Here is a 26613-nt window from a genome sequence, read left to right as displayed (position 1 = left end):
CCGATCAAGTCGATCCATTACCTGGAACGCAAAGACAGCGTAGTGCGCGACATTATTCTGTGATGTGGTGAATACTGGTCGGCGGCAAGTCCCGTACTAGTGCCGCCGCATCAAGTCGATCCATTACCTGGAACGCAAAGACAGCGTAGTGCGCGACATTATTCTGTGATGTGGTGAATACTGGTCGGCGGCAAGTCCCGTACTAGTGCCGCCGTATCAAGTCGATCCATTATCTGGAACGCAAAGACAGCGTGGTACGCGATATCATCCTGTGATGATGGCTCGCTGAACCGGCTGTGTTGCCTGAAGCCCGATCGCCCGTGCGGTCGGGCTTTTTGTTGTGCGCCAGCTACGTTTGTGCCGCCGCTTCGGCTATGGTGGCTCAGACCGTCCCAAAGGAGTGGAGTGTATGGAGTGTCGTAGCGGCTGCGCTGCCTGTTGCATCGCCCCCAGTATCAGCAGTGCCATTCCCGGTATGCCAGATGGCAAACCGGCTGGCATCCCCTGTATCCAGCTCGATAGCGCCCTTGGCTGCAAGATCTTCGGTCAACCGGAACGGCCGGCAGTGTGTGGCGGTTTTCGCCCCATGATGGATGTGTGCGGTAGCCACCGCGCCGAGGCCATCTGGCTGATCGGCGAGCTGGAGCGGCTCACCACCTGACGAGGGCAGGGCGAAGAGATAAAAAAAGAGGCCGCATCATGCGGCCTCTCGCGTTTCTGTTTGCCGGGGATCAGATCCCCGCCAGCGCCAGAGCCTGACGATAGTACTCGTTGGCCTTGTTGGTGAGGCGGCGCTTGTCCATCAGCTGGCCAAGGGCGTGGTAGGCGGCGGCGCTCGGCGCCCGCTCCACTTCCTGCTCCAGCAGCTTCTGGGCATCGTCCAGCTGACCGGCCAGCAGATAGAGCTGGGCCAGTGCGGTGTCTACCTCCGGTTGCCCCTGCTGTTTTTGCAGCAGTGCCAGCAGCGGCTGGTAGCTGTCGAGTTTCAGCTTGGGCAGGCGAGCCAGCAGCTGCGGCATCGGCTGTTTGCGCAGCGCCTCCTGCCACAGGGTGGCGGCCTCGTTGTCGGCACCGAGCTGGCGCAGCAGATCCCCGTAGCAGGCCAGCAGTTCCGGCTCAAGGCGCAGCTTGCGCGGCAGATCCTGCCATACCGCCTTGATGGTTTCGAGACTGCCGGCAGCCTGTTGCAGGCGGCCACACCAGGCCTGTTGCAGCAGATCTTCTTCCTGTTTCGGGGTCAGCATGCCCACCTTGTGCAGTGCCGGGATCAGGTCGCACAGGGCGCTCCAGTCCTGACGGGCCAGATGCACCTGACGCAGCTGATCCAGCACCATGGGGTGGCGCGGGTTGAGGGCGTAGACCGACTCCAGCATCGCCAGTGCGGTGTCGTACTGACCCTGCTCGATCTGCAGTTGGGTCTGGGTCAGGGTGAGCGCCAGCTCGGCCTTGGGGTTCTCCTCCTGCGCTTTTTGCAGGTATTGATCCCGGCGGGCGTCGTCACCACGTGCCTGCGCGGCCTTGGCGGCACTCAGGTAGTTGAGCAGCGGGGTGTCGCTGTTGCTGGCCCCCTTGATCAGCAGCTTTTCAGCCTGACTGTATTGCCCTTCGGCCATCGCCAGGGTGGCGGCAACGGTCTGTTGATTGGCCTTGCGGCGGCGGCGCGAGCCATACCAGCCGAGGGTCTTGCGGCGCAGGCCGAATACCCGGCCCAGCAGCCACTCGACGATCAGCAGAGCGCCGTAGAACAGCACGGCCAGGATCACCGCGCTGGTGACGGACGATTCGATGGTGTAATTGCCAAGGGCAATCAGCACATAGCCCTTGTTGCCTGAGGCTTGCGGGCCAAAGATCAGCCCTGCGACCATCACGGCAACCAGAATGATTATACGGATCATGGTGCCCTCCTCAGCTGCTGGCCAGAATGCGTTGCAGGCGTTCGGTCAACACCTGCTCCAGCATCGCCTGGGTCTTGAACTGGGCCGGATAGTCGATCTGGATCTGCTCACCTTTGAGCTTGTCGATCTCGCCCTGCATGTAGCGGGTGGCGCTGTTGTCGGTGTCAAAATATTGGGTCAGCCAGCGCTGGGCCTTGTCCAGGCTGTCTTCGTAGAGCGCCTGCTGCTCGCGATAGACGGAGAGCTGGGCCTGCAACAACTTGGTCTTGAGGTTTTCACGCAGGAAGATCTCCTGCTGCGGCGAGAGCAGCGCCTCGACCGCGCCATCGCGGCGACGGATGGTGACGAAGTTCTCGGTGAACTTGACCCAGTTCTTCTTCAGGTTGCTCTCCCATTCGTCGGGATTGGTGCTGACCGCCTGATCCGGCTCGGCCTTGGCTTCCGGCATGCTGACGGTGGAGAGGGGCAGCAGCTCAATTTGGTCGGACAGCGCGGCCAGCTTGAGGGTCAGCCCCTCGCGGTCGATGCGCGGCATCCCTTTGAGCTTGGCGATATCTTCGGCCAGCGCCTTGCGGATCGGCATCAGGCTGGGGTCGTTGAGGGCGGCGATGCGCTCGTCGGCGTTGCCGAGCAAGGTGATGGCGGAGACGAGGTCATGCTCCAGCCACAGCTTGCGGCCCGCCATCCGTACCAGATACTCGGATTCGGCCAGCATCCAGTCGTTGGGGCGCTTGTCGTTGAGATCCAGTACCCGATTCTGCAGCCCCTGCATCTCCCCTTGCAGCCGCTGCTGGGTTTGATCCAGTGCGGCCAGCTGCTCGGCATCCTTGCTGCTGGTCTGGTCGATCTTGCTCAGGGCGCTCGCCAGCTGCTGCTTGAGCTGGGCCAGTTCGGCCTGCTGGGCAACGGCATTCTTGTGACCGTGCAGATAGAGACCGCCGGTCAGGCCAAGGGCCAGCAGGATGGCGACCCCTCCCAGTACGGCACCGGAGCGGTTCTTGCTGCCATTGACCACAGCGGTCGGCTGGGGTTTGACCTGGGATTCTTGTTGTTCTGTCATTCCATCTTCCTCAGTTCCAGTGCGGCCGTCAGGGCCTGGTTGGATGCACCTTGGGCAATCGTGATATGGATAAAGCCCGCTGCGCTGGCCATCTCGGCCACGCGCGGGCTGGGGACCACCAGCAGGCGGTCAAAAAGCCAGGGCCGCTGGTGGTTGGGAACCAGCTCCAGCAGCCGTTGCAACAGTTCACCACTGGTAATGAGCAGGCTGTCCAGCCCCGCGGCCTGCCAGTGGTGGGTCAATGTGTTCCCGTCTAGCTCAGGGTAGTGGCGCTCATAGGCCGCACAATAGTGCACCAGAGCACCGCGTGAGGCCAGTGTGCTGGCGATGAGATCCCGCCCGCCATTGCCGCGCAGGATCAGCACCCGTTTGCTTGTCACCTGCTGCAGAGCGGGCAGGGCCAGCAGCCCCTCGCTGCGCGGGTCATCCGGGCAGGTCGCGGTTATGCCGACGGCGGCAAAGGCATCGGCGCTGGCCTGACCCACCGCAAAGTACTCAATATGTGGCCAGGTCTGACCAGTTTGCAACAGAAAATCGTGTGCAAAATGAACGGCATGGATGCTGACCGCGATAACGATGTCGGCGCGGCGCAGCAGGTCGGGTAAGCGAGGGAGTTCACTGCCCGCCACGGTTTCCAGCAGCGGGCAGCAGAGCGGTGCATGACCGTGCTGGCGCAGCAACTGCACCAGCTCGGCGGCCTGAGCGGCCGGACGCACCACCAGCGGGGTCATGCGCGGTAGACCTCGGCCAGGATCTCGTCGGCACCGGCGGCCAGCAGGCGCTGGGCCAGTTGCTCGCCGAGCGCCTCGCCATCGGCCAGCGGGCCGCGGATCTCGTCACGGATCACCTGACGGCCATCCGGGCTACCCACCAGACCGCGCAGCCAGATCTGCTCGCCTTCGACCAGTGCATAGGCACCGATAGGGACCTGACATCCCCCTTGCAGGGCACGGTTCATGGCGCGCTCGGTCAGCACTCTGGCGCGGGTCTCGGCGTGCTCCAGCGGCGCCAGCAGGGCGTGCAGCTCAACATCGTCGAGGCGGCATTCGATGCCGACGGCGCCCTGACCGTTGGCGGGCAGGCTCTGCTCCGGCTCGATAAAGGCGGTGATGCGTTGCGCCATCTCCAGTCGTTTCAGACCGGCGGCGGCGAGGATGATGGCGTCGTACTCACCGGCATCCAGTTTGGCGAGGCGAGTGTTGACGTTGCCACGCAGGTCGCGGATCACCAGATCCGGGCGGGCGGCGCGCAACTGGCACTGGCGGCGCAGGCTGGAGGTGCCGACCACGGCCCCTTGCGGCAGCTCGGCAATGGCCTTGAAACGGTTGGAAACGAAGGCATCGCGGGGATCTTCCCGCTCGCAGATGGTGTGCAGACCGAGCCCCTCGGGGAACTCCACCGGCACATCTTTCATGGAGTGAACGGCGATATCGGCCCGTCCTTCCAGCATGGCGGTCTCCAGCTCCTTGACGAACAACCCTTTGCCACCGACCTTGGCCAGCGGGGTATCGAGGATCTTGTCACCCTGAGTGCTCATGGGCACCAGTTCGACCTGCAACTGCGGGTGCAGGGCTTCGAGCCGGTCTTTGACAAAGTTGGCCTGCCACAGGGCCAGCGGGCTCTTGCGAGTGGCAATTTTCAGGGTTCGGGCTGCCATATCAATCAGTTGTTTCATTTTTAGAAGGAAATCGATATTACCACCCTTTGCCCGGGCTTTCATGGCGGAGCCGGCAAAAGCGGGGCCAAGCTCAAAAATGCATGCTGAAAATGATTTTCATTAAGTCATGCTAGATGATTAATTCATTGAATAGATTGAGATTTAACGATTTCTCCTGATACTTTTTGTGGTCATACCAGAAATAATCTGACGATTAGCGGAAGGCTTGTTTACCACTGCTGTTTGCATTGTTAACATGATCACACTTTTTTGACGTATCCCCCTTTTGGTGCGTCATTTTCACTTAGGTGATAGGCAGGGCATTGCAGGAACACATCGATACGCTGGTTGCGCGTTATGACGACATTACCCGTCTCAAGACGCAACGGGCGTTAGGCCTCATGAGTCGCTATGGGCAGCAGGTATTCCAACTGCTGCCTGTCATGCTGCACTTCAATCACCCCCTGCTGCCCGGTTATGTCTCCGGTGATGTTCCTCATGGCATCTGGAGCTTCAGCGCCACCGCCGAGCAGCAAGCCTTTATCGATGACCTCTGTCGCAACGCCAACTGTCAGAACGGTCTTGCCACCCATGATCGGGCCATTCAGGGGCTCTACTCCATGGGCAGCACCTCGTCCATCGGGCAATGCTGTCACTCCGATCTCGATATCTGGGTCTGCCACGTGGCCGGTTTGTCGCAGGAGCGGCTCGATCTGCTGGAGCTGAAGTGCCAGCAACTCTCCAAGTGGGCCGAACAGCGCGGCGTCGATCTCAACTTCTTCCTGATCCCGGAAGACAAGTTCCGCCAGACCAATGATGCCCAGATGCAGGGTGAGAGCTGCGGCAGTGCCCAGCACCTGCTGCTGCTCGACGAGTTCTACCGCAGTGCCATGCATATCGCGGGCAAGCGCTTGATCTGGTATCTGGTGCCCATTGAGTGTGACGAACACTACGATGAGTATGTGAACGAGCTGTTCGAGAGCGGCAAGCTCAAGCAGGACGACTGGCTCGATCTGGGCAGTTTTGACCGTATTCCGGCCGAAGAGTATTTCGGCTCCGCCCTGTGGCAGCTCTACAAGGGGATCGACTCCCCCTACAAGGCGGTGCTCAAGTCGGTGCTGATGGAAGCCTACTCCCACGAGTACCCCAACACCCGTCTGCTGTCGATGACTGGCCGCGACTGGTTCCAGCACAACGAGGGGATGCACTACCGGCTCGACAACTACTGTCTGATGCTGGACAAGGTGACCAACTACCTCAAGTCCATCGGCGACATGGCGCGGCTCGATCTGGTGCGTCGCTGCTTCTACCTCAAGGTGTGCGACGGTCTCAGCCATCCCAAGGATGATCACTCCCCCGAGTGGCGCCGCGAGCAGATGAGCCAGCTGGTCTCCTACTGGGGCTGGAGTCAGGACAAACTCTATCAACTCGATCACCGCCATGAGTGGAAGATCGAAGAGGTGAAGATCGCCCACGCCGAGCTGCTGGAAGCCCTGATGCAGAGCTACCTCAACCTGATCCAGTTCGCCCGCCGCAACAACATCAGCGAGTCGATCAACCCGGAAGATATCGGCATTTTGTCGCGCAAGCTCTACGCCGCGTTCGAGAGCCTGCCGGGCAAGGTGCAGCGCATCAACCTCAAGATCGCGCCGGATCTCAGCGAGCCGGATCTCAGCTTCGTGCAGGTGCCCCATGGTCGCCTCAACCGCGCCGGCTGGTATCTCTACAAACATTCGCTGGAGCCGGTGGACATCATTGGCCGCGCGCCGCTGGAGTTCAACGGTTACATCAGCAAGCTGGTCTCCTGGGCCTACTTCAACGATCTGCTGACGCCCCAGTCGCGGGTGCACCTGTTCAATCAGGGTTCGGATTTGCACATCGACAATCTGCACCAGTTCTGTCGCGATCTCTCCGGCTGCTTCCCCGAGAAGTACCCGCTGGCCACCAACCTGGCGCTCAGCCGTCCGTGCGAGATCCGCCAGCTCTCCATCTTCCTCAATCTGGAGATGGACCCGACCAGCCACTGGGTCGGTCAGGTGATCGAATTTGACGCCAACACCGTGGATGTCTTCTCGTTCGGTCGCAATCAGGAGTGTCTGGTCGGTTCGGTGGATCTGGTCTATCGCAACTCCTGGAGCGAGATCCGTACCCTGCACTTCCAGGGGGATGAAGCTGTGGTCGATGCCCTCACCACCATCCTCGGCAAGATGCATCAGGATGCTGCCGCCCCCGAGATGATTGAAGTGTTCTGCTACAGCCAGCACTTCCGCTCTCTGGTGTGCTCCCGCTTCCAGACTCTGGTGGCAGAGTGTATCGATCTGCGCCTTGCCCGCGACAAGCAGCAGCTGGTCAAGACCATGGCCCTCGGTCGCGAGAAGTACGGCATCTTCTTCGAGCGGCGCGGTGTGTCGGTCAAGAAGCTGGAAAACGCCATCGATTTTTACCGTCACATCTCCCACAACAAGCTGGATCACCTGCCGCTGCGGCTCGACAAGACCCACAGCCAGCATCTGCCGAGCATCGTCGATGCTTACGCCAGCGAAGGCCTGGTGCAGTTCTTCTTCGATACCCGGGATGCGGGTACCAACATCTATATCCTCGATGAGGCGAACCGGGTGGAGATCTACCAGCACTTCGCCGGCAACAAGGATGAGCTGGTGGCGGGGGTCAACCGCTTCTACACCTCCAATCACGAGCGGTTCAGCGATGACGGCCAGTTCATTAACTTCAACCTGCCTCAGTACTACGAGATAGTACAAGTGAATGGCGAGCTGGATGTGATCCCCTATCGCAGTCAGGGCACTCTGCGCGAACAGGTGCCGCCCACTCGGGAAGTGGGCTGACCCGCCAGTGGTAATCGCCATAAAAAACGGCCTGCAGATGCAGGCCGTTTGCTTTATCGGAGGGGCTCAGGCACCGAGGCGGGCCAGCAGCCAGCTGCGAATGTCGCCGAGCTGCGGACGGCAGATCTCGTGGCGCATCGGGTACTCGTGCCACTCGGGGGCGAGCCCGGCGCTTTCCAGCCGGTTCTTGGCATCCCAACCGAGCGACAGGCTCACCACATCGTCATAGATGCCGTGCATGTAGCAGATGGGCAGGGTGCGAGCGGCCTTGCTCATCTCGCCGAGCAATTTGTCGGGAGCTGCCAGATAGGTGGACATGCAGAGCAGGCCCGCCAGCGTTGCCTGATAGCGCAGCGCGGTGAAGGAGGCAATCACCCCGCCCTGGGAGAAGCCCGCCAGCACGATGCGCTCGGGGGCAAACCCGTCGGCCACCAGCTGATCGAGCAGGGCGGCAATCTGGTCGGCCGAGTCACGGACATGGGACTCCACGGCCCGCTCGGCGGGATCCTCGAAGCTCTTGATGTCGTACCAGCCGCGCATCTTGTAGCCCATGTTGATGGTGATCGGGCGCTCGGGGGCATCCGGCAGCAGGTGACGCACCGGCAGATCGGCGGGCAGGTCCAGCGCGTCCACCAGCGGGGCGAGACCGGCGCCGGAATCACCCAGCCCGTGCAGCCAGATCACCGCGTGACGGGCGCCCTGCGGGTGCAGGTCAATCATGGGAACACCACGGTTTCGCCAGCCTGGGCGGTGCAGGACTTGCTCAACAGCGCCTTGAGCTCGTGGCCGAAGCGGTTGTCGATCCAGGTGTCACCCTGCAGGTCGAAGTGGAAGCCGTTCTCGCGTGTGGCGACCCAAATCTGGTGCAGTGGCTCCTGCTTGTTGATGATGACCTTGGTCTTGTTCTCGAAAGAGAGGGTCAATACGCCGCCGTTGCGTTCGCAGTCGATATCCGGATACCCCTCGTCGAGGGTGTCTTCCACATATTGGAAAAAGGCGTCGGTCAGGGCGTGATACTCGTGATCCTTCATCGGTTTATCCTGTTGCTTTTAACAATGTGAGTGCGATTATAGAGGGCCAAAAATTTTTTCGCAGCGAACCATTATGATCACCCAGTTCACCAAGTGTCTGCTTGCCACTCTTCTGTCCCTCGGGTTGGCCGCGTGCGGTCTGAAGGGGCCGCTCTATATGCCGCCCCCCGAGCAGCCACAGAGCCAGAGTACACCGCAAGCAGCACCGCCTGCGACCTCCGAGGCTGCCACCGAGGCCGCGCCGCACTAATGCCGCACCCATTCTAGGAAGGAACCGCCCCCTTGGATCACTTTAACTACGACGCCGACGGCCAGCTTCAGGCCGAGCAAACCTCGCTGCAACAGCTTGCCGAGCAGTACGGTACCCCGCTTTACGTCTACTCCCGTGCGACCCTCGAGCGCCACTGGCACGCCTTCGACAAGGCCGCTGGCGATATTCCTCATCTGATCTGCTATGCGGTGAAGGCCAACTCCAACCTGGCGCTGCTCAACCTGCTGGCCCGTCTGGGCTCGGGGTTTGACATCGTCTCCGGTGGCGAGCTGTCGCGGGTACTGGCGGCGGGCGGTGATCCGGGCAAAGTGGTCTTCTCCGGAGTGGCCAAGAGCGAAGCGGAGATGCGCCTGGCGCTGGAAAAAGAGATCCTCTGTTTCAATCTGGAGTCGGAAGCCGAGCTGGAGCGCCTCAATCGGGTGGCTGGTAGCATGGGCAAGAAAGCTCGCGTTTCGGTACGGGTCAATCCGGATATTGATGCCGGTACTCACCCCTATATCTCCACTGGCCTCAAGCAGAACAAGTTCGGCATTCCCATCGAGCTGGCGCCTGACATCTACCGCAAGGCGGCGGCGATGGCGAACATCGAGATCGTCGGGGTGGATTGCCATATCGGCTCGCAACTCACTGAATTGAATCCCTTCATGGAAGCCGCCGACAAACTGCTGCGGCTGATCGACGGTCTGGCTGCAGAAGGGATTCATATCCATCATCTGGATGTGGGCGGTGGTCTCGGGGTTAACTATGGTTCCGAGCAGCCACCCCATCCGACCGAATATGCCGAAGCGCTCAAGCAGAAGCTGGCGGGTCGGGATCTGACCCTGCTGTTCGAGCCGGGCCGCGCCATCGTCGCCAATGCAGGCGTGCTGCTGACTCGGGTCGAGTATCTGAAACCGGGTGAGACCCGCAACTTTGCGCTGATCGATGCCGGTATGAACGACATGCTGCGCCCCTCGCTCTACGGCGCCTGGATGAACATCATCGAGGTGGATAGCCGCGCCGGTCATGCTCCCGCGCTCTATGACGTGGTTGGCCCGGTGTGCGAGACCGGCGACTTCCTCGGCAAGGAGCGCACCCTGGCGATTGCCGAGGGTTCGCTGCTGGCAGTGCGTTCGGCCGGTGCCTACGGCTTTACCATGTCATCCAACTACAACACCCGTCCGCGCGCGGCCGAAGTGCTGGTGGATGGTGCCGAGGCGCACCTGATCCGCGAGCGTGAGCAGTTGGCCGATCTCTGGCGCGGTGAGCACCTGCTGCCCTGATGGCGCAGTCTGGGACAATGACTTCATGGCGTGTGACGCCTCTTGGTTCGATGAGTATTTACAGCCCTAACAGCACAGGAATGCACGATGTTGATAGATTTTTCCAAGATGCATGGCTTGGGCAACGACTTCATGGTGGTGGATGGCGTCACCCAGAAGGTATTTTTCAGCAATGACGTCATCAAGAAGATGGCGGATCGCCACTTCGGGATCGGCTTTGACCAGCTGCTGCTGGTGGAGCCGCCCTATGATCCTGAACTCGACTTTCACTATCGCATTTTCAATGCCGATGGCAGCGAGGTGGAACAGTGCGGCAACGGCGCCCGCTGCTTTGCCCGTTTCGTGCGTCTCAAGGGGCTGATCAACCGGGATCGCATCGCGGTCAGCACCGCCCGGGGTCGCATCGTGTTGCAGCTGGAGGGGGAGAATCAGGTCACGGTCAATATGGGGGTGCCCCAGTTCGAGCCGGGCAAGATCCCGTTCCGGGCTCAGAAGGCAGAGAAAACCTATCTGCTGCGGGCGCAGGAACATACCGTGATGTGTGGCGTGGTCTCCATGGGCAATCCCCACTGTGTCATCGAGGTGCCGTCGGTCGCCGATGCGCCGGTCGAGACGCTGGGCGCCATCATGGAGCGCCATGAGCGTTTCCCTGAACGGGTCAACGTCGGCTTTATGGAGATGGTCAACGCCACCGAGATCAAGCTGCGGGTATTCGAACGCGGGGTGGGGGAGACCCTGGCCTGCGGCACCGGTGCCTGTGCGGCGGCGGTGATTGGCATCAGCCAGGGCAAGCTCAAGGAGCGGGTCACCGTCAGTCTGCCGGGCGGCAAGCTGACCATCGCCTGGAAGGGGCCGGGCCAGCCGGTCTATATGACAGGCCCCGCCGAGCATGTGTTTGACGGCCAGATAGAGGTTTAGCCGGATAAAGGTTCAGGTACGGGGGGTGCTGGCCCCCTTTGCCCATGATGTCGGGGCAGCGAGCCCCATTTCTCTGATGGATCAACCAATTTATGAGCGAACTCAAACGGCAGGAGCAATCGGTGGATGAAGCCACTGTGCTGGAGTACCTGGCCCGTTATCCCGAGTTTTTCCAACGCCATGCCGCCGTGCTGGACCGGATCCGCATTCCCCATGAACGCAAAGGGTCGGTTTCGCTGGTCGAGCGCCAGCTGGAGCGTCAGCGCGAGCGGATCGAACAGCTGGAGCAGGAGATCACCGAATTGATGGGGATCGCCAGCGAGAACGAGCGGATCTTCCGGGTATATGCCGATCTCTACGGCGAGCTGTACGGTTGCCAGACCCTGTTCGAGGTGAGTGCCGTGATGGGCAAGGCCTTTGTCCAGCGGCTGCGCCTGACCGGGCTGCGGCTCTGGCTCAATCCCAAGAAGTTTGCCCTGAGCGGGCCCGAGCAGCGCTTTCTGGCGCAGGGCAAGCAGCTCGAATCCCTGCTGGGTCAGCGTCTGCCGGGGCAGGATTACTACTTTGGCCGTCTGAGCCAGAGCGAGAAGCAAGCGCTGTTTGGCCACGATGTGCTGGTCAACTCGGTCGCCCTGATGCGGCTCGGCGATCTCGGTGTGCTGGCCTTTGCCAGCTCGGATCCCAGCCACTTCACCCCCCACAACGACACCTTGCTGCTGGGCCAACTGGGGCGCCTGCTGCAATTGCGTCTGCCCGAGCTGACTCATGGCTAGAACACCGGCCAGGGCGCCTGCCAAGGCTCCCGCCGTCGCGCCGCCACTGCCTGCTGCACTGGCGGACGAGCTGGCGGCCTTTATCGAATACCTGAGGGTCGAGCGTCAGCTCAGCCCTCATACCCGCAATAACTATCAAGCCCATCTGGAGGCGATGACCGCCGAGCTGGTGACGCTGGGTCTGGCTGACTGGGGCCTACTTGAGGCGAGTCAGGTGCGTACTCTGGTGACCAGGATGCACAAGGTGGGCCTTGCTCCTCGTTCCCTTGCCACCAAGCTCTCTGCCCTGCGCAGCTTTTGCGACTGGCAGGTGCGGCAGGGGCGGCTGACCGCCAATCCGGCCCGCGGCATCGTCACTCCAAAACAGGGACGACCGCTGCCGAAAAACCTCGATGTGGACGAGATGTACCAGCTGCTCAATATCACCGACGAGCAGGATCCGCTGGCGGTGCGGGATCGCGCCATCATGGAGCTGATGTACTCCTCAGGGCTGCGCCTTGCCGAGCTGGTGGGGATCAATCTGGTGGATCTGAAGCTCGATGACCGTCAGCTCAAGGTGACCGGCAAGGGCTCGCGGGAGCGGGTGCTGCCGATCGGCCGGATGGCGGTCGAGTGGCTGCAGAAATGGCTCAAGGTGCGCCCGCTGCTGGCCGGGGACGAGAGCGAGGCGCTGTTTGTCTCCAGCCGCAAGCAGCGGCTGTCGGCCCGCTCGGTGCAGGCCCGCCTCGATGGCTGGGGCAACAAGCAGGCGCTCAACGCCCACGTCCATCCCCACAAGCTGCGCCACAGCTTTGCCACCCATATGCTGGAGTCCTCCGGCGATCTGCGGGCGGTGCAGGAGCTGCTGGGACACGCCGATCTCTCCACCACCCAGATCTATACCCACCTCGACTTTCAGCATCTGGCCAAGGTTTACGACAGCGCCCACCCAAGGGCCAAGCGTGACCCGGATGCGCAGGACGATGAATAACGGGCCCCGAGTCCCGTTGCAGAGGAGAGTCCATGCACTTCTATCGCCGCTGGCAGCCGGTTGCTGCCATCTCGTTTGACCTCGATGACACCCTCTATGATAACGGCCCCGCCATCGTGCGCGCCGAGCAGTGGATGCTGAGCCATCTGCGCAGCGAATATCTGGCCACCGCCATGCTCGACAAGCCGCGCTGGCTGGAACTCAAGCGCAGTGTGCTGAACAGCTCCCCCGAGCTGCGCCACGATGTCAGCCTGGCGCGCCAGCAGACCATCCGCGCCGCCATGGTCGCGGGGGGCATGGCTGACCAGCAGGCCAGCCGCGAGGCGGAGCAGGTGTTTGCTGCGTTTCTGGCAGAGCGCTCGAAGATCGAGGTGAGCGAGTCAACCCATCGGCTGCTGGCCAGACTGGCCGAGCGCTACCCGCTGGTGGTCATCACCAACGGCAATCTGGATCTGGCGCAGGCAGGGCTTGAGCCCTATTTCACTCTGGTCTGCAAGGCGGGGGCGGGCGCCAGAATGAAACCGGCGCCGGATATGTTTGAGCAGACTCGTAGCGCCCTCAAGCTGCCAGCGGAGCGGATCCTCCATGTGGGGGATCATCCCGAGACCGATGTGCTGGGGGCCCGCTTGCACGGCTTTCGCGCCGCCTGGCTCAACGAGCGGCAGCAACCGTGGCAACAGCTGCAACTGTTGCCGGACGTGGAGCTGACGGCGCTGGAGGAGCTGGCCGAGCTGCTGCTCTGATGGCGCTGGCGGGTGGCTATGCTCAGGCGGCAATGGCTGTCAGCGAATAGCGATGTATGGCAAGGGGTTACGACCGCTATTTGCGGCAAACCAGCCCGAGCAGGGTGTAGCGGTCGCGCTGGTTGACGCGACAGTAACTGATGCCGACGGGCAGCGCCTGCTGCAGGGTGATGGCGCTGTTCTGATAGCGGCAGACCAGATAGAGGGGGCTCAGGCTGCTATCGAGCTGGCTCCAGTAGTGGATCTCGTCGTTGTCGCCATTATCCGGTTTGAGCTGGGCCAGCTCGGCTGGATCACCGTCGAACAGGGCCAGATTATCGAGCCGGTGGCTGAGGGTTTCGTCCGGTTTGCCATCGTCATCGCGGGTGAACGCCTGCCAGCCCTGCTGCGGGGTTAGCAACTGCTGGCGAGTCTCGATGGTGGCAGGGCAATCAAATTGCAGGCTGGCGGCAAGGGCCAGGGTGGTCAGTAACATGGCCGCGGTTCTCTCTTCACGTCCTCACTATCGCGCCATGTTACGTCATCTTCCACCGAACAGCTTCATCAGTTTATCAAGCAGATCAAGCTGTTGTGGTGGCTGTTTCATGGCTTCCGCCTCCCGCTCCAGCAGCGCCCGCTGCTCCTGCTGGCGGGCGCTCAGCACCCGGTAGAGGGGCTCGACCAACGATTCCCGCTGCATCACCAGCTCCTGAAACATCGCCTGATTGATGCGATAGGTTTCGACGGTGGCCACCGCCCGTACCGTGAAGGAGCTGGGCTCGCCGGTGAGCAGGCTCAGCTCGCCAAAGAAGTCCCCCGCGCCGAGGGTGCCCAGTTTAAGCTCCCGTCCCTCGACGTTGACCACCATCTCGGCCTCCCCTTTGACCAGCACGAACAGCCAGCTGGAGACATCCCCCTGCTCCAGCATGATGTCGCCGCTGACGAAGGGGGCGAACTTCACCTGATCGGCCAGCTGGAGCAGCTCGTCCTCCTGCAACATGGCAAACAGCGGCAGTTTGCGCAGGGTGTCGGTACGCTCGGCAGTGTGGCGCTTGTGGCGCGCATCCTGATGTTGTTTCTCCTTGCTCATGAAGACGTTGAAGATCGGCGGGGTGAGGCGGCGATCGTTGCGGCGCAGGGCAGCATCGATCAGGCTGCGCACCATGGAGTCGGTCGGATCGTCGCGAGCCAGATCGGTCAGCCAGTAGCGCACCGCGTAGCGGGCAATCCCCCCTTCGACGTTCATCAGCAGACAGTCCGGTTGCGGATACTTGGCGACGCAGGGGAGCTTGGTCTCCCGCAGGGATTTCTCGATCAGCGCGATGATCTGGGTCGGCAGGGTATCCAGCGTCAGATCGAACCAGACCCAGCGCCGCCACTGCAGCGGTTCGCCCCGACGGCGGCCAAGCACGGTGAAGCGCTGCTTGAGCAGGTGGCTGTTGGGGATGACGACTGTCTCCCAGTTGCGGGTCTCGATGGTGGTGGCACGCCAGTTGATCTCCACCACCCGGCCCTGGGTGGTATCCACTTGCAGCCAGTCACCGATGGCAATGGAGTTGTCGAGCTGGATGGAGACCCCGGCCAGCAGGTTGCCAAGGGTATCCTGCATGGCGAAGGCGATGACCGCAGTGATCACCGCCGAGGTGGTGACTATCTCCCCGAGCGCCATGCCGGAGGCGTAGAGGCGAAACAGACCCCAGCCGATATAGCCGATGGTGATGACGATATCGGCGATGATCCGCGGGATCCGCACATGGCAGAGGGGTAGCAGAAACTCGAACAGCAGGATCCCCCACACCTTGACCAGTATCAAACCGGCCAGCAGGGTGGAGATCTCGACCAGCAGTTGATGGGGCAACGGCAGTTTGAACCAGCCCCCTTCGAGCTGGATCAGCAGGATGACCACCGCGCTTATCATCACGAAGCCGAGCTCGGAGAGCAGCTCCCGTCGCTGTCCCGGGCGGCGCCAGAAGTGGGTCAGCATCAGGGAGAGGGTGAGCAGGGTCCAGAACGGGTGTTCGCCAATCCAGATCAGTGTCGGTAGCGCAGTGAAGTTATCGCCAGCCATAGCAGCACCTTATTGTGGTTTACCTCCAGCATAGCTGCTGCGGTGCGGGGAAATGGTGCGTTGGGGCAGCAATTTATTTATCCTGTGCAGGACAAGGCAAAGGAGTGCGATTACGTGGAATTTTCAAAGAAAATCATCTGTTTGATGGCCCTGTTGCCACTGGCTGGCTGCGATCTGCTGACGGACAAGTACCGGGTCGAGTTCAGGGATGGTTCCTGGCGCGAAATAGCCATTACCCCTTTCGCCAGTGAAGCGCGCTGGCGCGAGGGGTGTGCCACCGGCGAGGTGCTGACCGATATGAAGGTGCCCATCAAGCACGGCGACACGGTCAATGGTCGGGAGCAGTTGCTTATCGGGGGCGAGAAGTTCGAGCTGGATGACAACAACCTCTACCGCAGCAACGGCATGGTGTTTGGCCAATCCCCTGACCATATCCAGCGTGGGCTCAAGGGGATGGATATCTGCCGTACCCTGCGCCCGGAGCGAGGCGGACTGCCCAAACTCAAGGCGCGGGGGTTTGGCGACTGAATCGATGGGGCTTAGCGGCCTGCCATCAATGCACTGCGCTGACGGCAGGCATCGCCAAAGGCCTGGAAGATCTTGATGGAGTGAGGATTTTCATTGGCCTTCCACTCCGGATGCCACTGTACTGCCAGCAAGAAGGGTGACAGGGTGGGGGCATGAAGCGCCTCGATCAGCCCATCCTCGGCGTGGGCCAGTGGCTCCAGTCCGTTCCCTAACCGGTTGATGCCCTGTCCATGCAGGGAGTTGACCGGAATCCGCGCTTCCCCCATCAACTCGGCAAACCAGCTGCCCGGCAGCAGTTCAATCTGATGGCTCGGCCCATACTGATCATCGACCGGATCGTCGGCATCCTCCCGATGGTCGTCATAGCCCGGCTCGTTGTAGACCTTCTGATGAATGTCCCCCCCCAGTGCCACGTTGATCTCCTGCATGCCGCGGCAGATCCCGAGGATCGGCAAACCACGGGCCAGCGCTCCTTTGATCAGCGGCAGATCGAACAGGTCGCGATCCCTGTCCTGCTGTTTCTCCGGGGTGAGGTTTTCCTGACCGTAGAGGGCCGGGTCGATGTTGGAACCGGCCCCGCTCAGATAGACCCCATCGGCCAGATCCAGATACTGCTCCAGATCGGCGGTGCCGCAGCAGGTAGGCACCAGCAGCGGGACGCAGTCGCTGATGTCGACCAGTGGCATGATGTATTTGTGGGTCATCACCTGATAGGCGTGGCCGTTACGGGGCTGGGCGCCCATGGTCATCAGCACGACCGGTTTACGGGTAGCGGGAGACAGGGGATTTGGCATAGGGCACCTTGATTATCCTTGGCGTTGAAGTCTCATCCTGCGCCTTGGGTAGGCCCTTGCAAACCGACCGGGCAAGGGCATGCCTCAAGGCATGGTCATGGGATCCGGCGTCGGGCAGGGTGGCAGAATCGTCGGTCAGCCTGGGCAGCAACAGCCTGGATCCTCTCTCCAGTCTGCCAAGGCCGTTCAATATGTCAAACAAAATGATGCCAAATTGTTAATGGATTTGTTTTGGCCTGCTCTGAAGTTGCGATTTAACGGGGCTGTTCAGATGGGGTGTCGTGGCCGTGTCGCCTGAATGGTGGATATATTAAACGCGCAGGGATTGCGGGGAATGGGGCTGGGCAGGTGTAAAGGCATCAATAGAAACACGCCTCCGCGAGGGAGGCGTGTGTCGGGGATCACAGCAGATCTTCGATCTCACCGCGCAGATACTGGTACATCTCGCGATAGGCGACCGGCGGCTTGTTCAGCTCCCGCTCCTTGTTGGCGGAACGGATCAGCTGGCGCAGCTTCTGGCGATCCAGATCGTGGAACTGGGACATCAGCTCGTTGAGGGCGCTGTCACCTTCGGTGATCAGGCGCTCACGCCACTGTTCCAGCCGATGCAGGCGGGCATTCACGGTGGAGTGACGATTCTTGAAGATCGACAGAGCTTCGATGATCGGCTCCGGGTCGCGGTTGCGCATCAGACGGCCGATGAACTGCAGATGGCGACGATAGGATTCGTCTTTTTTCGGTTTGAGCTTGCGCCCCAACTCGATCGCATCAGCCAGCTCTTCGTCCATCGGCACTTTTTCCAGTTCACTATGGCTAAGGCTGACCAGCTCATCGCCCATTTTTTGCAGGGCGTCGGCGTCGCGCTTGAGCTGGCTCTTGCTCGGGCCCCAGTCTTCGAACTCGTTGTCGTCTTGATATTGACTCATCGGTCTCTTGATTCCTGTCATTCACGTTTGGTGGATATGTTACCAGCTTCTCCCGCTGGGCGCAGGGGTCTGATATGCTTAACCCTTTCCTTCTTTCATATAGATGTGAGTTATGGATCAGCAAGACCAAATCCGCCAGGATCAAGCCCATCTCGAGGCCGTGGTTGCCGAAGCCCTGGAGATAGCCAAGGGACTGGGCGCCTCGCTGGCCGAAGTCTCCATCAGCAAGCAGACCGGGTTGTCGGTGAATACCCGGGGTTGTGAACTGGAAAGCATTGAATTCAATAAGGATGGTGCCCTCGGCATCGCCGTCTATCGCGATGGTTGCAAGGGATCCTCCTCGACCACCGATCTGAGCAAACCCGCCATTCGTGCCGCCGTTGAAGCGGCCATCGAGATTGCCCGCCACACCTCGGCCGATGATTGCGCCGGTCTGGCGGACGCCGATCTGCTGGCTTGGGATGCCCCTGACCTGCAACTGTGTCACCAAATCGAACTGGATCCCCAGCGCGGCATCGAGCTGGCCATCGAGTGCGAACGCTTGGCGCTTGGCCGCGATGCCCGCATCAAGCACTCCGATGGAGCCGGTTTCTCCAGCCATCTCGGCATCAAGGTCTATGGTAACAGCCACGGCTTCGTCAAAGGCTACGCGGCCTCGCGCAACTCCCTGAGCTGCGTGCTGATCGGCGAGCAGGATGGCGATATGCAGCGGGATTACGGCTACTCCTCCAGCCGTACCCTCGACGGGCTCTGGAGTCCGCAGCGCATCGCCGACGAAGCCGTTGAGCGTACCGTCTCCCGCCTCGGCGCCCGCAAGATCTCGACCCGCCATGCGCCGGTGCTGTTCCACCCCGATACCGCCTCCGGCCTGTGGGGCCATCTGGTGATGGCGATCAGCGGCGGCAACCTCTATCGCAAGTCGAGCTTCCTGCTCGACAAGCTGGGCAAGCAGATCCTGCCCGAGTGGCTCACCATTCAGGAGTTCCCGCATTTGCTGGGCGGGCTCGCCAGTACTCCGTTCGATGGGGAAGGGGTGCGTACTCGCGATATGGATATCATCCGCAATGGCGAGCTGATGAGCTGGCTGCTCACCTCCTACTCCGCCCGCAAGCTGGGGTTGACCACCACCGGTCATGCCGGTGGCATCCACAACTGGCAGGTTTCCAACTCCGGCCAGGACTTTCAGGGCATGCTGAAAGAGATGGGCACCGGCCTGCTGGTGACCGAGCTGATGGGGCAGGGGGTCAATATCGTCAATGGCGATTACTCCCGCGGCGCCGCCGGTTTCTGGGTCGAGAATGGCGAGATCGCCTATCCGGTCGAGGAGATCACCATCGCTAGCAATCTGGCCGAGATGTTCAGCCACATCGTGGCGGTGGGCAGTGACGAAGATGAGCGCTCCAGCCTCAAGACCGGCTCGGTGCTAGTGGAAAATATGAAGCTGGCGGGTCACTGATCCCGGTTTCAACAGAACCGAAACCATGAAAAAGGCCCCCTCGCCAACGCGAGGGGGCCTTTTTATCGGCCTGCGATCAGGGGGTTATCAGCCCTTGATGCGCTCGATGCGGCCGCCGAGGCCTTGCAGTTTGTGCTCGATGTCTTCGTAGCCACGGTCGATGTGATAGATACGGTCGACGATGGTGGAGCCTTCGGCCACGAAGCCGGCCAGCACCAGACTGGCAGAGGCGCGCAGGTCGGTCGCCATCACCTGGGCACCCTTGAGTTGCTCGGTGTCACGGCAGATGGCTACGTTGCCCTGCAGTTCGATGTCTGCGCCCATCCGGACCAGCTCGGGAACGTGCATGAAGCGGTTCTCGAAGATGGTCTCGGTGACCATGCCGGTGCCTTTGGCGACGGCGTTCAGCACGGTGAACTGTGCCTGCATGTCGGTCGGGAAGGCCGGGTAGGGGGCGGTCTTGATGGTGACCGGCTTGAGGGTGCGGCCAGTCATGTCGAGGGTGATCCAGTCTTCACCCTTCTCAATCAGGGCGCCAGCCTCTTCCAGCTTGACCAGCACCGCTTCCAGCAGGGTCGGGTCGGTCTTGCGGCAGGTGATCTTGCCGCCGGTGACCGCTGCGCCCACCAGGAAGGTACCGGTTTCGATACGGTCGGGCTGGACGCTGTAGCTGCCGCCGTGCAGACGCTCGACACCGTCGATGGTCAGGGTGTCGGTGCCCGCTCCCTGGATCTTGGCGCCCAGGGTATTGAGGAAGTTGGCCAGATCGACCACTTCCGGCTCGCGCGCGGCGTTTTCGATCACGGTGCGGCCATCAGCCAGGGTCGCGGCCATCATCAGGTTTTCGGTACCGGTAACGGAAACCATGTCCATCAGGATGTGGGCGCCTTTCAGACGGCCATCGACACGGGCCTTGATGTAACCATCTTCGATGGTGATCTTGGCACCCATCAGCTCCAGGCCGTGGACGTGCAGGTTGACCGGACGGGCACCGATGGCGCAACCGCCGGGCAGGGAGACGTCGGCAGCACCGAAACGGGCAGCCAGCGGGCCCAGCGCCAGAATGGAGGCACGCATGGTCTTCACCAGCTCGTAGGGGGCGACGTGGTTGTTCACCGCACCGGTCAGCACGGTGACGTTGCCGTTGACCTTGGTGGTGGCGCCCAGCATCTCCAGCAGCTTGATGGTGGTGCCCACATCTTTCAGACGCGGCACGTTGGAGAGGTGTACCTCTTCATCACACAGCAGGGTTGCGAACAGGATCGGCAGGGCGGCGTTTTTGGCGCCGGAGATGGTCACTTCGCCGTTGAGAGTGCAACGACCATCGATTTTGAATTTGTCCATTTTTACTTCGTTACCAAATCAGGAGGGCAATAGGAATTTACGTTCGCGTTTCCACTCGGCGTCGGTGAACGCCTTGATGGAGAGGGCGTGAATGGCGTTGCTGGCGATCTTGTCCATCAGCGGGGCATAGATGGCCTGCTGCTTCTTGACCCGGCTCATGCCGTCAAACATGTCACCGACGGCGATCACTTGGTAGTGACTACCGTCCCCTTTGACATGGACTTCGGACAATGGCAGAGCCTCAAGGAGTATCGCTTCAATTTCAGAGACTTGCATTATGCGTCCTCAGTTGTGAGCGGGGTTGACTGAAACAGCCCGGCCACCCCGTACAGGTTGGCCAGGGTATAGAAATCACTGGAGGCGCCCACCAGTTGCGGTGTGGCGCCTCGCGCTAATGCGGCTTTGGCCCATTTGACCAGCAGGGCCAGTCCGGCGGAGTCGAGGGTGGTGACGCCGCCGAGATCGAGCCGGTCGTCCTGCCACCAGTCGGCACGGCGTTGCCACAGGTCATTGACCTGTGGCGCCTGCAGATCACCGCAGAGGGTCATGACTTGAGCACCAACGGCTTGGCGTTGTGTTCGCGCAACTGGGCGATCACCGCATCGATGCCGTTCTGGCGGATCAAACCGCCGAGCTCGCTCTGTTTGGCGGAGAGCAGGCTGATCCCCTCTGCCACCATGTCGAAGGCTTTCCACTCGCCGGTCTTGTTGTTCTTGCGCAGCTTGAACTCGAGGAAGATGTCCGGCTTGCCGGCCTCTTTCACGCTGACGTTGACGGCGGTGATGTTGCCGCTGGGGGCTTTGCCCGGTTCGACCTTGACGGTCTGCTTGTCAAAATGGGCCAGCGCGTCGGCGTAGGAGCTCACCATGTACTCGGTGAACACCTCGACGAAGGCGTTGCGCTGCGCTTCGGTGGTCTCTTTAATCTGGTTGCCGAGCACCTTGTAGGCGGCGAAGCGATTGTCCACATAGGGCAGCAGCTCTTCACGGATAATCACCCGCAAGTGATCCGGGTTGCTCTTCACCTGGGTCTGATCGGCCTTCAGGCGGGCGAAGGTCTGCTTGGCAGCCTGATCCACCAGCGCGTTGGGGTCGGTGGCATCGACTGCGGCCTGGGTAGACAGGGAAAAGAGCATGCTGGTCATCAGGCCCAGCAGCAGGGCGATTTTCTTGAACATGATTACTCCTTCTTGCTGTCTGATTTGCTGTCGGAGGATTGGCTATAGAGGAACTTGCCAATCAAATCTTCCAGCACGATGGCGGATTTGGTGTCTTCAATCAGGTCACCGTCTTTGAGCATGGCGGTGCCCATCTCCTCATCGCTGAAGCCGGGCATCAGGCCGATGTACTGCTCGCCGAGCAGACCCGAAGTGAGGATGGAGAGCGAGCTGGTTTCGGAAAACTCACCGGCACTCTTTTGCATCATCAGGGTCACTTCGGGCACCTGGGTTTTCGGATCCAGTGCTATGTCGCTGACCCGACCCACCACCACGCCGCCGACCTTGACCGGCGACCGGACTTTCAGGCCGCCGATATTATCGAAATGCGCGCGCAGGGTATAGGTTTCTCCTTCCGGTTTGAAGCTCAAACCGGCCACTTGCAGGGCCAGTGCCAGAATGGCTGCTATGCCAGCCAGCATGAAGGTGCCGACCAGGAATTCTACTTTGCTGAACTTCATCTTTACCTTATCCAAACATGACTGCGGTGAGTATAAAATCCAGGCCGAGCACGGCGAGGGATGAGTGGACCACGGTACGGGTCGTGGCCTGACTGATCCCGGCCGAGGTCGGCTTGGCATCATAGCCGTTAAAGAGCGCAATCCAGGTGACCACCAGGGCGAAGATCAGGCTCTTGATGGCGCCCTGCATGATGTCTTCCCCCCAGTCGACGGAGGACTGCATGGCAGACCAGAAGCCCCCTTCGTCCACCCCCAGCCAATCCACGCCAACCAGTTTGCCACCGAAGATACCGATCAGGCTGAACATAAAGGCCAGCAGCGGCATGCTGATGACACCGGCCCAGAAGCGGGGGGCCACCACCCGGCGCAGCGGGTCGACCGCCATCATCTCGAGGCTGGAGAGCTGTTCGGTGGCCTTCATCAGGCCGATCTCGGCGGTCAGGGCCGAACCGGCGCGGCCAGCAAATAGCAGGCCGGTTACCACCGGGCCCAACTCCCGCAACAGGGAGAGAGAGACCAACGGCCCCAGGCTCTGTTCGGCGCCGAAGTCTTTCAATACGTTGTAACCCTGCAGCGAGAGCACCATGCCGATGAACAGGCCGGAGACCAGGATGATGGCCACCGACTGCACGCCCACCACATACAACTGCTGGACCAGCAGCGGGAAGTGCTTGCGCGGCTCGGGTTTGCCCGCCAGCGCATGAAACAACATGATGGTGGCACGGCCGACGGCGCTGATGACGCGCACACCGACTCGCCCCAGCTTGCTTATTTGACTTATCAACATCACAGATCCTGTAGCAGGTCGCCTGCCGGAAAATGAAACGGAACAGGACCGTCGGGCAATCCTTTGAGGAACTGCTCGACTTCGGGATTGTGCTCCTCGCGCAGCTGTTCCGGTGTGCCGTGCGCCACCACCTTGCGATTGGCGATGATGTAGGCGTAATCGGCAATGGTCAGCACCTCGTTCACATCGTGGGTGACGATGACGGAGGTGATGCCGAGGGCATCGTTCAGCTCTTTAATCAGCTTGACCAGCACCGCCATGGTAATGGGGTCCTGCCCGACAAACGGCTCGTCATACATGATGAGGTCGGGATCGAGGGCAATCGCCCGCGCCAGCGCTGCCCGGCGCGCCATGCCGCCGGAGAGTTCGGAAGGCATCAGTTTCGCCGCCCCGCGCAAGCCCACCGCCTGCAACTTCATCATGACGATGGTGTGGATCAGCTCCTCCGGCAGGCCGGAGTGCTCCCGCAGCGGGAAGGCCACGTTGTCGTAGACCGTCATGCCGGTAAACAGGGCGCCGCTCTGGAACAGCATGCTCATCCGCTTGCGCACCTCGTAGAGACGGCTGCGGGAGAGGGTGGGGATATCTTCCCCGTCAAACAGAATGTGACCGGACTCCGGTTTGAGCTGGCCACCGATCAGCCGCAGCAGGGTGGTTTTACCGATGCCGCTCGGGCCCATGACGGCGGTCACTTTGCCACGAGGAATGGTCAGGTTGATCCCGTCATACAACAGCCGATCTCCGTGACTGAAGGTCAGATCGGAGATGGTGATCAGGTCATTGTTCAAACAATTGTCCATCCGGTGTAAATGAGGTGCGAATTTTATGGGGTAGTCTAGGTCTAAGCAACAGCAAGGAACAACTATTGAACAGGCCGCCAGCCCATTTGCACGACAGTTTTCTGCAACAAAGAGCGTTATCGGGAGCGGGACTTACCATCCGATTCGCTTATCCGGACAGACTTTTTTATAATCCCGCAGCTAATTTCGGCCCGGAGCTGTGTCTTTATGTCTGTAAAGCCTGAGAAAGTGTCTGAACTGTTCGATTTTCGTCGCAGTGCCCGCGCGGTGCTGGACACAGAAAAGCAAGCCATTGATGGACTCTATCAGTATCTGAACGACGCCTTCGACAAGGCGTGCGAGATGGTGCTGCGCTGCGGTGGCAAGATTGTGGTCACCGGAATGGGCAAGTCGGGCCATATCGGCAGCAAGATCGCCGCCACCCTTGCCAGCACCGGCACGCCGGCCTTCTTCCTCCACCCGGGGGAGGCGAGTCACGGCGATCTGGGGATGATCTCCAGCGGCGACCTTATCATCGCCATCTCCAACTCCGGCGAGAGCGACGAAATCCTGGCCCTGCTGCCGGTGCTCAAGCGCCGCGGCATTCCGCTCATCTGCATGACCGGCAATCCGGCCTCCACCATGGCCAAAGAGGCCAACGTGCACCTGTGCATCAAGGTGGAGAAAGAGGCCTGCCCGTTGGGTCTGGCGCCCACCTCCAGCACCACGGCAACCCTGGTGATGGGCGATGCCCTGGCAGTCGCCCTGCTGGAAGCGCGCGGTTTTACCGCCGATGACTTCGCTCTTTCCCATCCGGGCGGTTCCCTTGGCAAGCGTCTGTTGCTGCGGGTCGGCGATCTGATGCACCGCGGCGAGCTGTTGCCCCGGGTAGGGATCGATGCCACCATCAGCCAGGCGCTGCTGGAAGTGAGTCGCAAGGGGCTCGGCATGACGGCGGTGGTCGATGGCAATGGCCTGCTGGCCGGGCTGTTTACCGATGGCGATCTGCGCCGCATTCTCGACCAGCAGATCGATATCCATCACACCCCCATCAGCCGTGTGATGACCGCCAACTGTGTTACCGTAGGTCCAGAGATGATGGCTGCAGAAGCCGTCAAGCTGATGGAAACGAGAAAAATCAACGGATTACTGGTAGTGGATGAAGAGAAGCGCCCGCTCGGTGCCTTCAACATGCACGACCTGCTGAAAGCCGGAGTCATTTGATGCAAAACGTACCGACCCTCTATGGTCCGGTGACGCGCAGCCAGTACGACAAGGCGGCGCAAATCCGCCTGCTGGTGTGCGATGTGGACGGGGTGCTCTCCAACGGCCTCATCTACATGGGAAACAACGGCGAAGAGCTGAAAACCTTCTGTACCCGCGATGGTGCGGGCATGCGGGCGCTGCTCAATGCCGGGATCGAGATTGCCATCATCACCGGGCGCAACTCCCGTATCGTCAGCGATCGGATGAAAAGCCTGGGTGTGGCCCATGTGGTGCAGGGGGCCGATAAAAAGCTGCCGCACTTCGAGGCGTTGCTGACCAAGCTGGGACTGACCCCGGAACAGGCCGCCTACATGGGCGATGACACCATCGATCTGCCGGTGATGACCGCCTGTGGCCTGGGTATCGCGGTGGCCGATGCCCATCCGCTGGTGCTGAGCCGTGCCGATCTGGTCACTCGTCTCGGCGGCGGCATGGGGGCGGTGCGCGAGGTGTGCGACCTCATTCTGCAGGCGCAGGGTCACGGCGACTATCAGCCCGAGGCCTCGGTATGAGCAGACAGACCCTGTTGTTCGCCTTGTTGCTGCTGGTGGCGCTGGTCGCCTGGCAGTTGGGCAAGGTGGAGCTGGTGCCGGAGAGCGCCGTCAAAATCGAAAACTATCAGCCGGATTTTGTCGCCAAAGATCTGGTGACCACCCGTTTTGATATCAATGGCAAGCGCACCGAGCGGCTGGAGTCGACCTACGCCGAGTATTATCAGATCCTCGAGCAGGCCACTTTCGACAAGCCGGTGGTCTACATGTATGACGAGCAGGGGGCCGCCGAGTGGAAGGTGACCGCCGAAACCGGCGTGCTCAACACCGGCGACAACGTCATCCTGCGGGACAAGGTGCATCTGGATGGTCTGCTGCCCACCTCCTTCATCTCCACCCTCGATACGCCCTATCTGGAGCTGGATCTGGTGACACAGGATGTGCGCAGCAACCGGGAAGTGAATATTCTGGGTCGGGATTTCCAGACCCAAGGGGTTGGCCTCAAAGGCCATCTGGACCGCAAATATTTTGAGTTACTGGATCAAGGTCATGCCATCTATTTCAATGAAAAACGCTAATCTGGCCCTCGCAGCCCTGTTGTTGTGTGGTGCGGTGACCGCCAAAGAGTCCGACTTTGCCGAGAAGGTCTACGTCGATGCCGTCAAGCAGGTGGCCGAGATGCAGGACAATCGCATCACCTTCGAAGAGGATGTGACCATCAATCAGGGCACCATCAAGATCAAGGCTGACAAGGTGGTGGTGACCCGTTCCGGCGAGAAAGGGGCCGAGGTAATGACCGCCTACGGCAAACCCGCCACCTTCTTCCAGATCCTGGATAACGGCAAGCCGGTCAACGCCCATGGCAACACCATCCGCTACGAGCTGAAGAACCGGCTGGTGACCATCACCGGCAACGGTCAGCTCAAGCAGGAGGATAGTCAGGTCAATGGCGATCTGATCCGCTACGACATCGTCAAACAGAAGATGATTGCCGAGAGCAAGAGCCCGAACCAGCGGGTCAAGACCGTGTTCCTGCCGGATCAGGTAGAGAATTTCGACAAGCCCGCCGATCAGCAGAAGCAGGGAAAATAAACC

Annotated in this window: 31 protein-coding genes; 14 read left to right on the top strand and 17 right to left on the bottom strand. The window is 60.9% G+C overall.

What is annotated here, in order from left to right; all coding sequences use genetic code 11:
* Positions 1-409 precede the first annotated feature (409 nt).
* Positions 410-661: a YkgJ family cysteine cluster protein gene (locus OKC27_RS04825; protein WP_182938413.1), complete on the top strand. Its 252-nt coding sequence runs from the start codon at positions 410-412 to the stop codon at positions 659-661.
* A gap of 70 nt (positions 662-731) precedes the next feature.
* Here the strand turns inward: OKC27_RS04825 and OKC27_RS04820 are convergent, their stop codons facing one another.
* The 4 genes from OKC27_RS04820 to hemC are packed head-to-tail and all read right to left on the bottom strand — an operon-like array spanning position 732 to position 4612.
* On the bottom strand, positions 732-1895 hold the full coding sequence (locus OKC27_RS04820; protein ID WP_270805975.1) for a heme biosynthesis HemY N-terminal domain-containing protein: 1164 nt from the start codon (positions 1893-1895) through the stop codon (positions 732-734).
* 10 nt (positions 1896-1905) lie between these two features.
* Positions 1906-2955, bottom strand: a complete 1050-nt coding sequence (locus OKC27_RS04815; protein ID WP_111806393.1) for a uroporphyrinogen-III C-methyltransferase — start codon at positions 2953-2955, stop codon at positions 1906-1908.
* A complete protein-coding gene (locus tag OKC27_RS04810) occupies positions 2952-3686 on the bottom strand; it encodes a uroporphyrinogen-III synthase (protein ID WP_182938411.1) in 735 nt (244 codons plus the stop codon). Before OKC27_RS04810 ends, OKC27_RS04815 begins: the two co-directional genes overlap by 4 nt.
* Positions 3683-4612: a hydroxymethylbilane synthase gene (gene hemC, locus OKC27_RS04805; protein WP_139406779.1), complete on the bottom strand. Its 930-nt coding sequence runs from the start codon at positions 4610-4612 to the stop codon at positions 3683-3685. The genes OKC27_RS04810 and hemC overlap by 4 nt, the downstream gene beginning before the upstream one ends.
* A 323-nt stretch (positions 4613-4935) precedes the next feature.
* On the opposite strand from hemC, the gene OKC27_RS04800 reads away from it, so the two are divergent.
* Positions 4936-7455, top strand: a complete 2520-nt coding sequence (locus OKC27_RS04800; RefSeq protein WP_270805974.1) for a class I adenylate cyclase — start codon at positions 4936-4938, stop codon at positions 7453-7455.
* 66 nt (positions 7456-7521) lie between these two features.
* On the opposite strand, the gene OKC27_RS04795 is transcribed toward OKC27_RS04800, so the two are convergent.
* A complete protein-coding gene (locus OKC27_RS04795; protein WP_182938409.1) occupies positions 7522-8175 on the bottom strand; it encodes an alpha/beta hydrolase in 654 nt (217 codons plus the stop codon).
* Positions 8172-8486, bottom strand: a complete 315-nt coding sequence (gene cyaY, locus OKC27_RS04790) for an iron donor protein CyaY (RefSeq protein ID WP_042655643.1) — start codon at positions 8484-8486, stop codon at positions 8172-8174. The genes OKC27_RS04795 and cyaY overlap by 4 nt, the downstream gene beginning before the upstream one ends.
* A 73-nt stretch (positions 8487-8559) precedes the next feature.
* Between cyaY and lptM the strand changes: the two genes are divergently transcribed.
* The 6 genes from lptM to OKC27_RS04760 all read left to right on the top strand — a co-directional run bounded on the left by lptM (position 8560) and on the right by OKC27_RS04760 (position 13423).
* A complete protein-coding gene (lptM, locus tag OKC27_RS04785) occupies positions 8560-8736 on the top strand; it encodes an LPS translocon maturation chaperone LptM (protein ID WP_074045189.1) in 177 nt (58 codons plus the stop codon).
* Positions 8737-8768: 32 nt separating this feature from the next.
* Positions 8769-10019 carry a diaminopimelate decarboxylase gene (gene lysA / locus OKC27_RS04780; RefSeq protein WP_042061562.1) on the top strand — a complete coding sequence of 417 codons (1251 nt, stop codon included), beginning with the start codon at positions 8769-8771 and terminating at the stop codon, positions 10017-10019.
* An 87-nt stretch (positions 10020-10106) separates the two neighbouring features.
* Positions 10107-10937: a diaminopimelate epimerase gene (dapF, locus tag OKC27_RS04775; protein ID WP_182938408.1), complete on the top strand. Its 831-nt coding sequence runs from the start codon at positions 10107-10109 to the stop codon at positions 10935-10937.
* A gap of 92 nt (positions 10938-11029) precedes the next feature.
* Positions 11030-11710 (top strand): DUF484 family protein, encoded by a 681-nt coding sequence (locus OKC27_RS04770; protein ID WP_058053479.1) that lies wholly within the window; start codon positions 11030-11032, stop codon positions 11708-11710.
* On the top strand, positions 11703-12680 hold the full coding sequence (xerC, locus tag OKC27_RS04765) for a tyrosine recombinase XerC (protein WP_232093582.1): 978 nt from the start codon (positions 11703-11705) through the stop codon (positions 12678-12680). The genes OKC27_RS04770 and xerC overlap by 8 nt, the downstream gene beginning before the upstream one ends.
* A gap of 32 nt (positions 12681-12712) precedes the next feature.
* Entirely contained in the window at positions 12713-13423 is a 711-nt protein-coding gene (locus OKC27_RS04760; protein ID WP_139440306.1) for an HAD-IA family hydrolase, read from the top strand.
* A 76-nt stretch (positions 13424-13499) separates the two neighbouring features.
* Here OKC27_RS04760 and OKC27_RS04755 read toward each other — a convergent pair whose 3' ends face one another.
* Together OKC27_RS04755 and OKC27_RS04750 are read right to left on the bottom strand one after the other, a co-directional pair.
* The gene (locus OKC27_RS04755) at positions 13500-13898 is read right to left on the bottom strand and encodes an STY0301 family protein (RefSeq protein ID WP_139440305.1); all 399 of its coding nucleotides are present in this window, start codon (positions 13896-13898) and stop codon (positions 13500-13502) included.
* A 45-nt stretch (positions 13899-13943) separates the two neighbouring features.
* Positions 13944-15470, bottom strand: coding sequence for a mechanosensitive ion channel family protein (locus OKC27_RS04750; RefSeq protein WP_182938407.1), 1527 nt, complete (start codon positions 15468-15470; stop codon positions 13944-13946).
* A 144-nt stretch (positions 15471-15614) separates the two neighbouring features.
* On the opposite strand from OKC27_RS04750, the gene OKC27_RS04745 reads away from it, so the two are divergent.
* Positions 15615-15998: a hypothetical protein gene (locus OKC27_RS04745; RefSeq protein WP_042655741.1), complete on the top strand. Its 384-nt coding sequence runs from the start codon at positions 15615-15617 to the stop codon at positions 15996-15998.
* Between the two features lie 11 nt (positions 15999-16009).
* Here the strand turns inward: OKC27_RS04745 and OKC27_RS04740 are convergent, their stop codons facing one another.
* Together OKC27_RS04740 and yjgA are read right to left on the bottom strand one after the other, a co-directional pair.
* Positions 16010-16792, bottom strand: a complete 783-nt coding sequence (locus OKC27_RS04740; protein WP_182938406.1) for a gamma-glutamyl-gamma-aminobutyrate hydrolase family protein — start codon at positions 16790-16792, stop codon at positions 16010-16012.
* A gap of 401 nt (positions 16793-17193) precedes the next feature.
* On the bottom strand, positions 17194-17718 hold the full coding sequence (gene yjgA / locus OKC27_RS04735; RefSeq protein ID WP_058053473.1) for a ribosome biogenesis factor YjgA: 525 nt from the start codon (positions 17716-17718) through the stop codon (positions 17194-17196).
* A 112-nt stretch (positions 17719-17830) separates the two neighbouring features.
* Here yjgA and pmbA point away from each other — a divergent pair, with 112 nt between their 5' ends.
* Positions 17831-19174 carry a metalloprotease PmbA gene (gene pmbA, locus OKC27_RS04730; RefSeq protein WP_182938405.1) on the top strand — a complete coding sequence of 448 codons (1344 nt, stop codon included), beginning with the start codon at positions 17831-17833 and terminating at the stop codon, positions 19172-19174.
* An 87-nt stretch (positions 19175-19261) separates the two neighbouring features.
* On the opposite strand, the gene murA is transcribed toward pmbA, so the two are convergent.
* Genes murA through mlaF form a run of 7 tightly spaced genes read right to left on the bottom strand, consistent with a single transcriptional unit; the run spans position 19262 to position 23782 of the window.
* Complete coding sequence (murA, locus tag OKC27_RS04725; protein WP_182938404.1) at positions 19262-20518, bottom strand: UDP-N-acetylglucosamine 1-carboxyvinyltransferase; 1257 nt, start codon at positions 20516-20518, stop codon at positions 19262-19264.
* Positions 20519-20536: 18 nt separating this feature from the next.
* Entirely contained in the window at positions 20537-20794 is a 258-nt protein-coding gene (gene ibaG, locus OKC27_RS04720) for a BolA family iron metabolism protein IbaG (RefSeq protein ID WP_005306001.1), read from the bottom strand.
* Positions 20794-21066, bottom strand: a complete 273-nt coding sequence (locus tag OKC27_RS04715) for an STAS domain-containing protein (protein ID WP_075112948.1) — start codon at positions 21064-21066, stop codon at positions 20794-20796. Before OKC27_RS04715 ends, ibaG begins: the two co-directional genes overlap by 1 nt.
* Complete coding sequence (locus OKC27_RS04710; RefSeq protein WP_182938402.1) at positions 21063-21695, bottom strand: MlaC/ttg2D family ABC transporter substrate-binding protein; 633 nt, start codon at positions 21693-21695, stop codon at positions 21063-21065. The genes OKC27_RS04715 and OKC27_RS04710 overlap by 4 nt, the downstream gene beginning before the upstream one ends.
* Positions 21696-21697: 2 nt before the next feature.
* Complete coding sequence (gene mlaD, locus OKC27_RS04705) at positions 21698-22195, bottom strand: outer membrane lipid asymmetry maintenance protein MlaD (protein WP_058053468.1); 498 nt, start codon at positions 22193-22195, stop codon at positions 21698-21700.
* 7 nt (positions 22196-22202) lie between these two features.
* The gene (mlaE, locus tag OKC27_RS04700; RefSeq protein ID WP_058053467.1) at positions 22203-22982 is read right to left on the bottom strand and encodes a lipid asymmetry maintenance ABC transporter permease subunit MlaE; all 780 of its coding nucleotides are present in this window, start codon (positions 22980-22982) and stop codon (positions 22203-22205) included.
* A complete protein-coding gene (gene mlaF, locus OKC27_RS04695) occupies positions 22982-23782 on the bottom strand; it encodes a phospholipid ABC transporter ATP-binding protein MlaF (RefSeq protein WP_058053466.1) in 801 nt (266 codons plus the stop codon). Before mlaF ends, mlaE begins: the two co-directional genes overlap by 1 nt.
* Positions 23783-23989: 207 nt before the next feature.
* Here mlaF and OKC27_RS04690 point away from each other — a divergent pair, with 207 nt between their 5' ends.
* Genes OKC27_RS04690 through lptA form a run of 4 tightly spaced genes read left to right on the top strand, consistent with a single transcriptional unit; the run spans position 23990 to position 26610 of the window.
* On the top strand, positions 23990-24985 hold the full coding sequence (locus OKC27_RS04690; RefSeq protein WP_042655659.1) for a KpsF/GutQ family sugar-phosphate isomerase: 996 nt from the start codon (positions 23990-23992) through the stop codon (positions 24983-24985).
* Positions 24985-25539, top strand: coding sequence for a 3-deoxy-manno-octulosonate-8-phosphatase KdsC (kdsC, locus tag OKC27_RS04685; RefSeq protein ID WP_139406609.1), 555 nt, complete (start codon positions 24985-24987; stop codon positions 25537-25539). The genes OKC27_RS04690 and kdsC overlap by 1 nt, the downstream gene beginning before the upstream one ends.
* Positions 25536-26096, top strand: a complete 561-nt coding sequence (gene lptC, locus OKC27_RS04680) for an LPS export ABC transporter periplasmic protein LptC (RefSeq protein ID WP_042655661.1) — start codon at positions 25536-25538, stop codon at positions 26094-26096. The genes kdsC and lptC overlap by 4 nt, the downstream gene beginning before the upstream one ends.
* Positions 26083-26610: a lipopolysaccharide transport periplasmic protein LptA gene (lptA, locus tag OKC27_RS04675; protein ID WP_042061528.1), complete on the top strand. Its 528-nt coding sequence runs from the start codon at positions 26083-26085 to the stop codon at positions 26608-26610. Before lptC ends, lptA begins: the two co-directional genes overlap by 14 nt.
* Positions 26611-26613: the final 3 nt, after the last annotated feature.

It is taken from the genome of Aeromonas sp. QDB62 (assembly GCF_027705695.1).
GTDB lineage: Bacteria > Pseudomonadota > Gammaproteobacteria > Enterobacterales > Aeromonadaceae > Aeromonas > Aeromonas allosaccharophila.
Note: the sequence above shows the minus strand (reverse complement) of the source record. Positions and strands in the feature narration are given on the sequence as shown.

Bases quoted from the DNA above. Each gene is read 5' to 3' on its own strand.
- OKC27_RS04825 (WP_182938413.1), top strand. From the start codon at position 410: ATGGAGTGTCGTAGCGGCTGCGCTGCCTGTTGCATCGCCCCCAGTATC.
- OKC27_RS04820 (WP_270805975.1), bottom strand. From the start codon at position 1,895: ATGATCCGTATAATCATTCTGGTTGCCGTGATGGTCGCAGGGCTGATC.
- OKC27_RS04815 (WP_111806393.1), bottom strand. From the start codon at position 2,955: ATGACAGAACAACAAGAATCCCAGGTCAAACCCCAGCCGACCGCTGTG.
- OKC27_RS04810 (WP_182938411.1), bottom strand. From the start codon at position 3,686: ATGACCCCGCTGGTGGTGCGTCCGGCCGCTCAGGCCGCCGAGCTGGTG.
- hemC (WP_139406779.1), bottom strand. From the start codon at position 4,612: ATGGCAGCCCGAACCCTGAAAATTGCCACTCGCAAGAGCCCGCTGGCC.
- OKC27_RS04795 (WP_182938409.1), bottom strand. From the start codon at position 8,175: ATGATTGACCTGCACCCGCAGGGCGCCCGTCACGCGGTGATCTGGCTG.
- cyaY (WP_042655643.1), bottom strand. From the start codon at position 8,486: ATGAAGGATCACGAGTATCACGCCCTGACCGACGCCTTTTTCCAATAT.
- lptM (WP_074045189.1), top strand. From the start codon at position 8,560: ATGATCACCCAGTTCACCAAGTGTCTGCTTGCCACTCTTCTGTCCCTC.
- dapF (WP_182938408.1), top strand. From the start codon at position 10,107: ATGTTGATAGATTTTTCCAAGATGCATGGCTTGGGCAACGACTTCATG.
- OKC27_RS04770 (WP_058053479.1), top strand. From the start codon at position 11,030: ATGAGCGAACTCAAACGGCAGGAGCAATCGGTGGATGAAGCCACTGTG.
- xerC (WP_232093582.1), top strand. From the start codon at position 11,703: ATGGCTAGAACACCGGCCAGGGCGCCTGCCAAGGCTCCCGCCGTCGCG.
- OKC27_RS04760 (WP_139440306.1), top strand. From the start codon at position 12,713: ATGCACTTCTATCGCCGCTGGCAGCCGGTTGCTGCCATCTCGTTTGAC.
- OKC27_RS04755 (WP_139440305.1), bottom strand. From the start codon at position 13,898: ATGTTACTGACCACCCTGGCCCTTGCCGCCAGCCTGCAATTTGATTGC.
- OKC27_RS04750 (WP_182938407.1), bottom strand. From the start codon at position 15,470: ATGGCTGGCGATAACTTCACTGCGCTACCGACACTGATCTGGATTGGC.
- OKC27_RS04745 (WP_042655741.1), top strand. From the start codon at position 15,615: ATGGCCCTGTTGCCACTGGCTGGCTGCGATCTGCTGACGGACAAGTAC.
- OKC27_RS04740 (WP_182938406.1), bottom strand. From the start codon at position 16,792: ATGCCAAATCCCCTGTCTCCCGCTACCCGTAAACCGGTCGTGCTGATG.
- yjgA (WP_058053473.1), bottom strand. From the start codon at position 17,718: ATGAGTCAATATCAAGACGACAACGAGTTCGAAGACTGGGGCCCGAGC.
- pmbA (WP_182938405.1), top strand. From the start codon at position 17,831: ATGGATCAGCAAGACCAAATCCGCCAGGATCAAGCCCATCTCGAGGCC.
- murA (WP_182938404.1), bottom strand. From the start codon at position 20,518: ATGGACAAATTCAAAATCGATGGTCGTTGCACTCTCAACGGCGAAGTG.
- ibaG (WP_005306001.1), bottom strand. From the start codon at position 20,794: ATGCAAGTCTCTGAAATTGAAGCGATACTCCTTGAGGCTCTGCCATTG.
- OKC27_RS04715 (WP_075112948.1), bottom strand. From the start codon at position 21,066: ATGACCCTCTGCGGTGATCTGCAGGCGCCACAGGTCAATGACCTGTGG.
- OKC27_RS04710 (WP_182938402.1), bottom strand. From the start codon at position 21,695: ATGTTCAAGAAAATCGCCCTGCTGCTGGGCCTGATGACCAGCATGCTC.
- mlaD (WP_058053468.1), bottom strand. From the start codon at position 22,195: ATGAAGTTCAGCAAAGTAGAATTCCTGGTCGGCACCTTCATGCTGGCT.
- mlaE (WP_058053467.1), bottom strand. From the start codon at position 22,982: ATGTTGATAAGTCAAATAAGCAAGCTGGGGCGAGTCGGTGTGCGCGTC.
- mlaF (WP_058053466.1), bottom strand. From the start codon at position 23,782: ATGGACAATTGTTTGAACAATGACCTGATCACCATCTCCGATCTGACC.
- OKC27_RS04690 (WP_042655659.1), top strand. From the start codon at position 23,990: ATGTCTGTAAAGCCTGAGAAAGTGTCTGAACTGTTCGATTTTCGTCGC.
- kdsC (WP_139406609.1), top strand. From the start codon at position 24,985: ATGCAAAACGTACCGACCCTCTATGGTCCGGTGACGCGCAGCCAGTAC.
- lptC (WP_042655661.1), top strand. From the start codon at position 25,536: ATGAGCAGACAGACCCTGTTGTTCGCCTTGTTGCTGCTGGTGGCGCTG.
- lptA (WP_042061528.1), top strand. From the start codon at position 26,083: ATGAAAAACGCTAATCTGGCCCTCGCAGCCCTGTTGTTGTGTGGTGCG.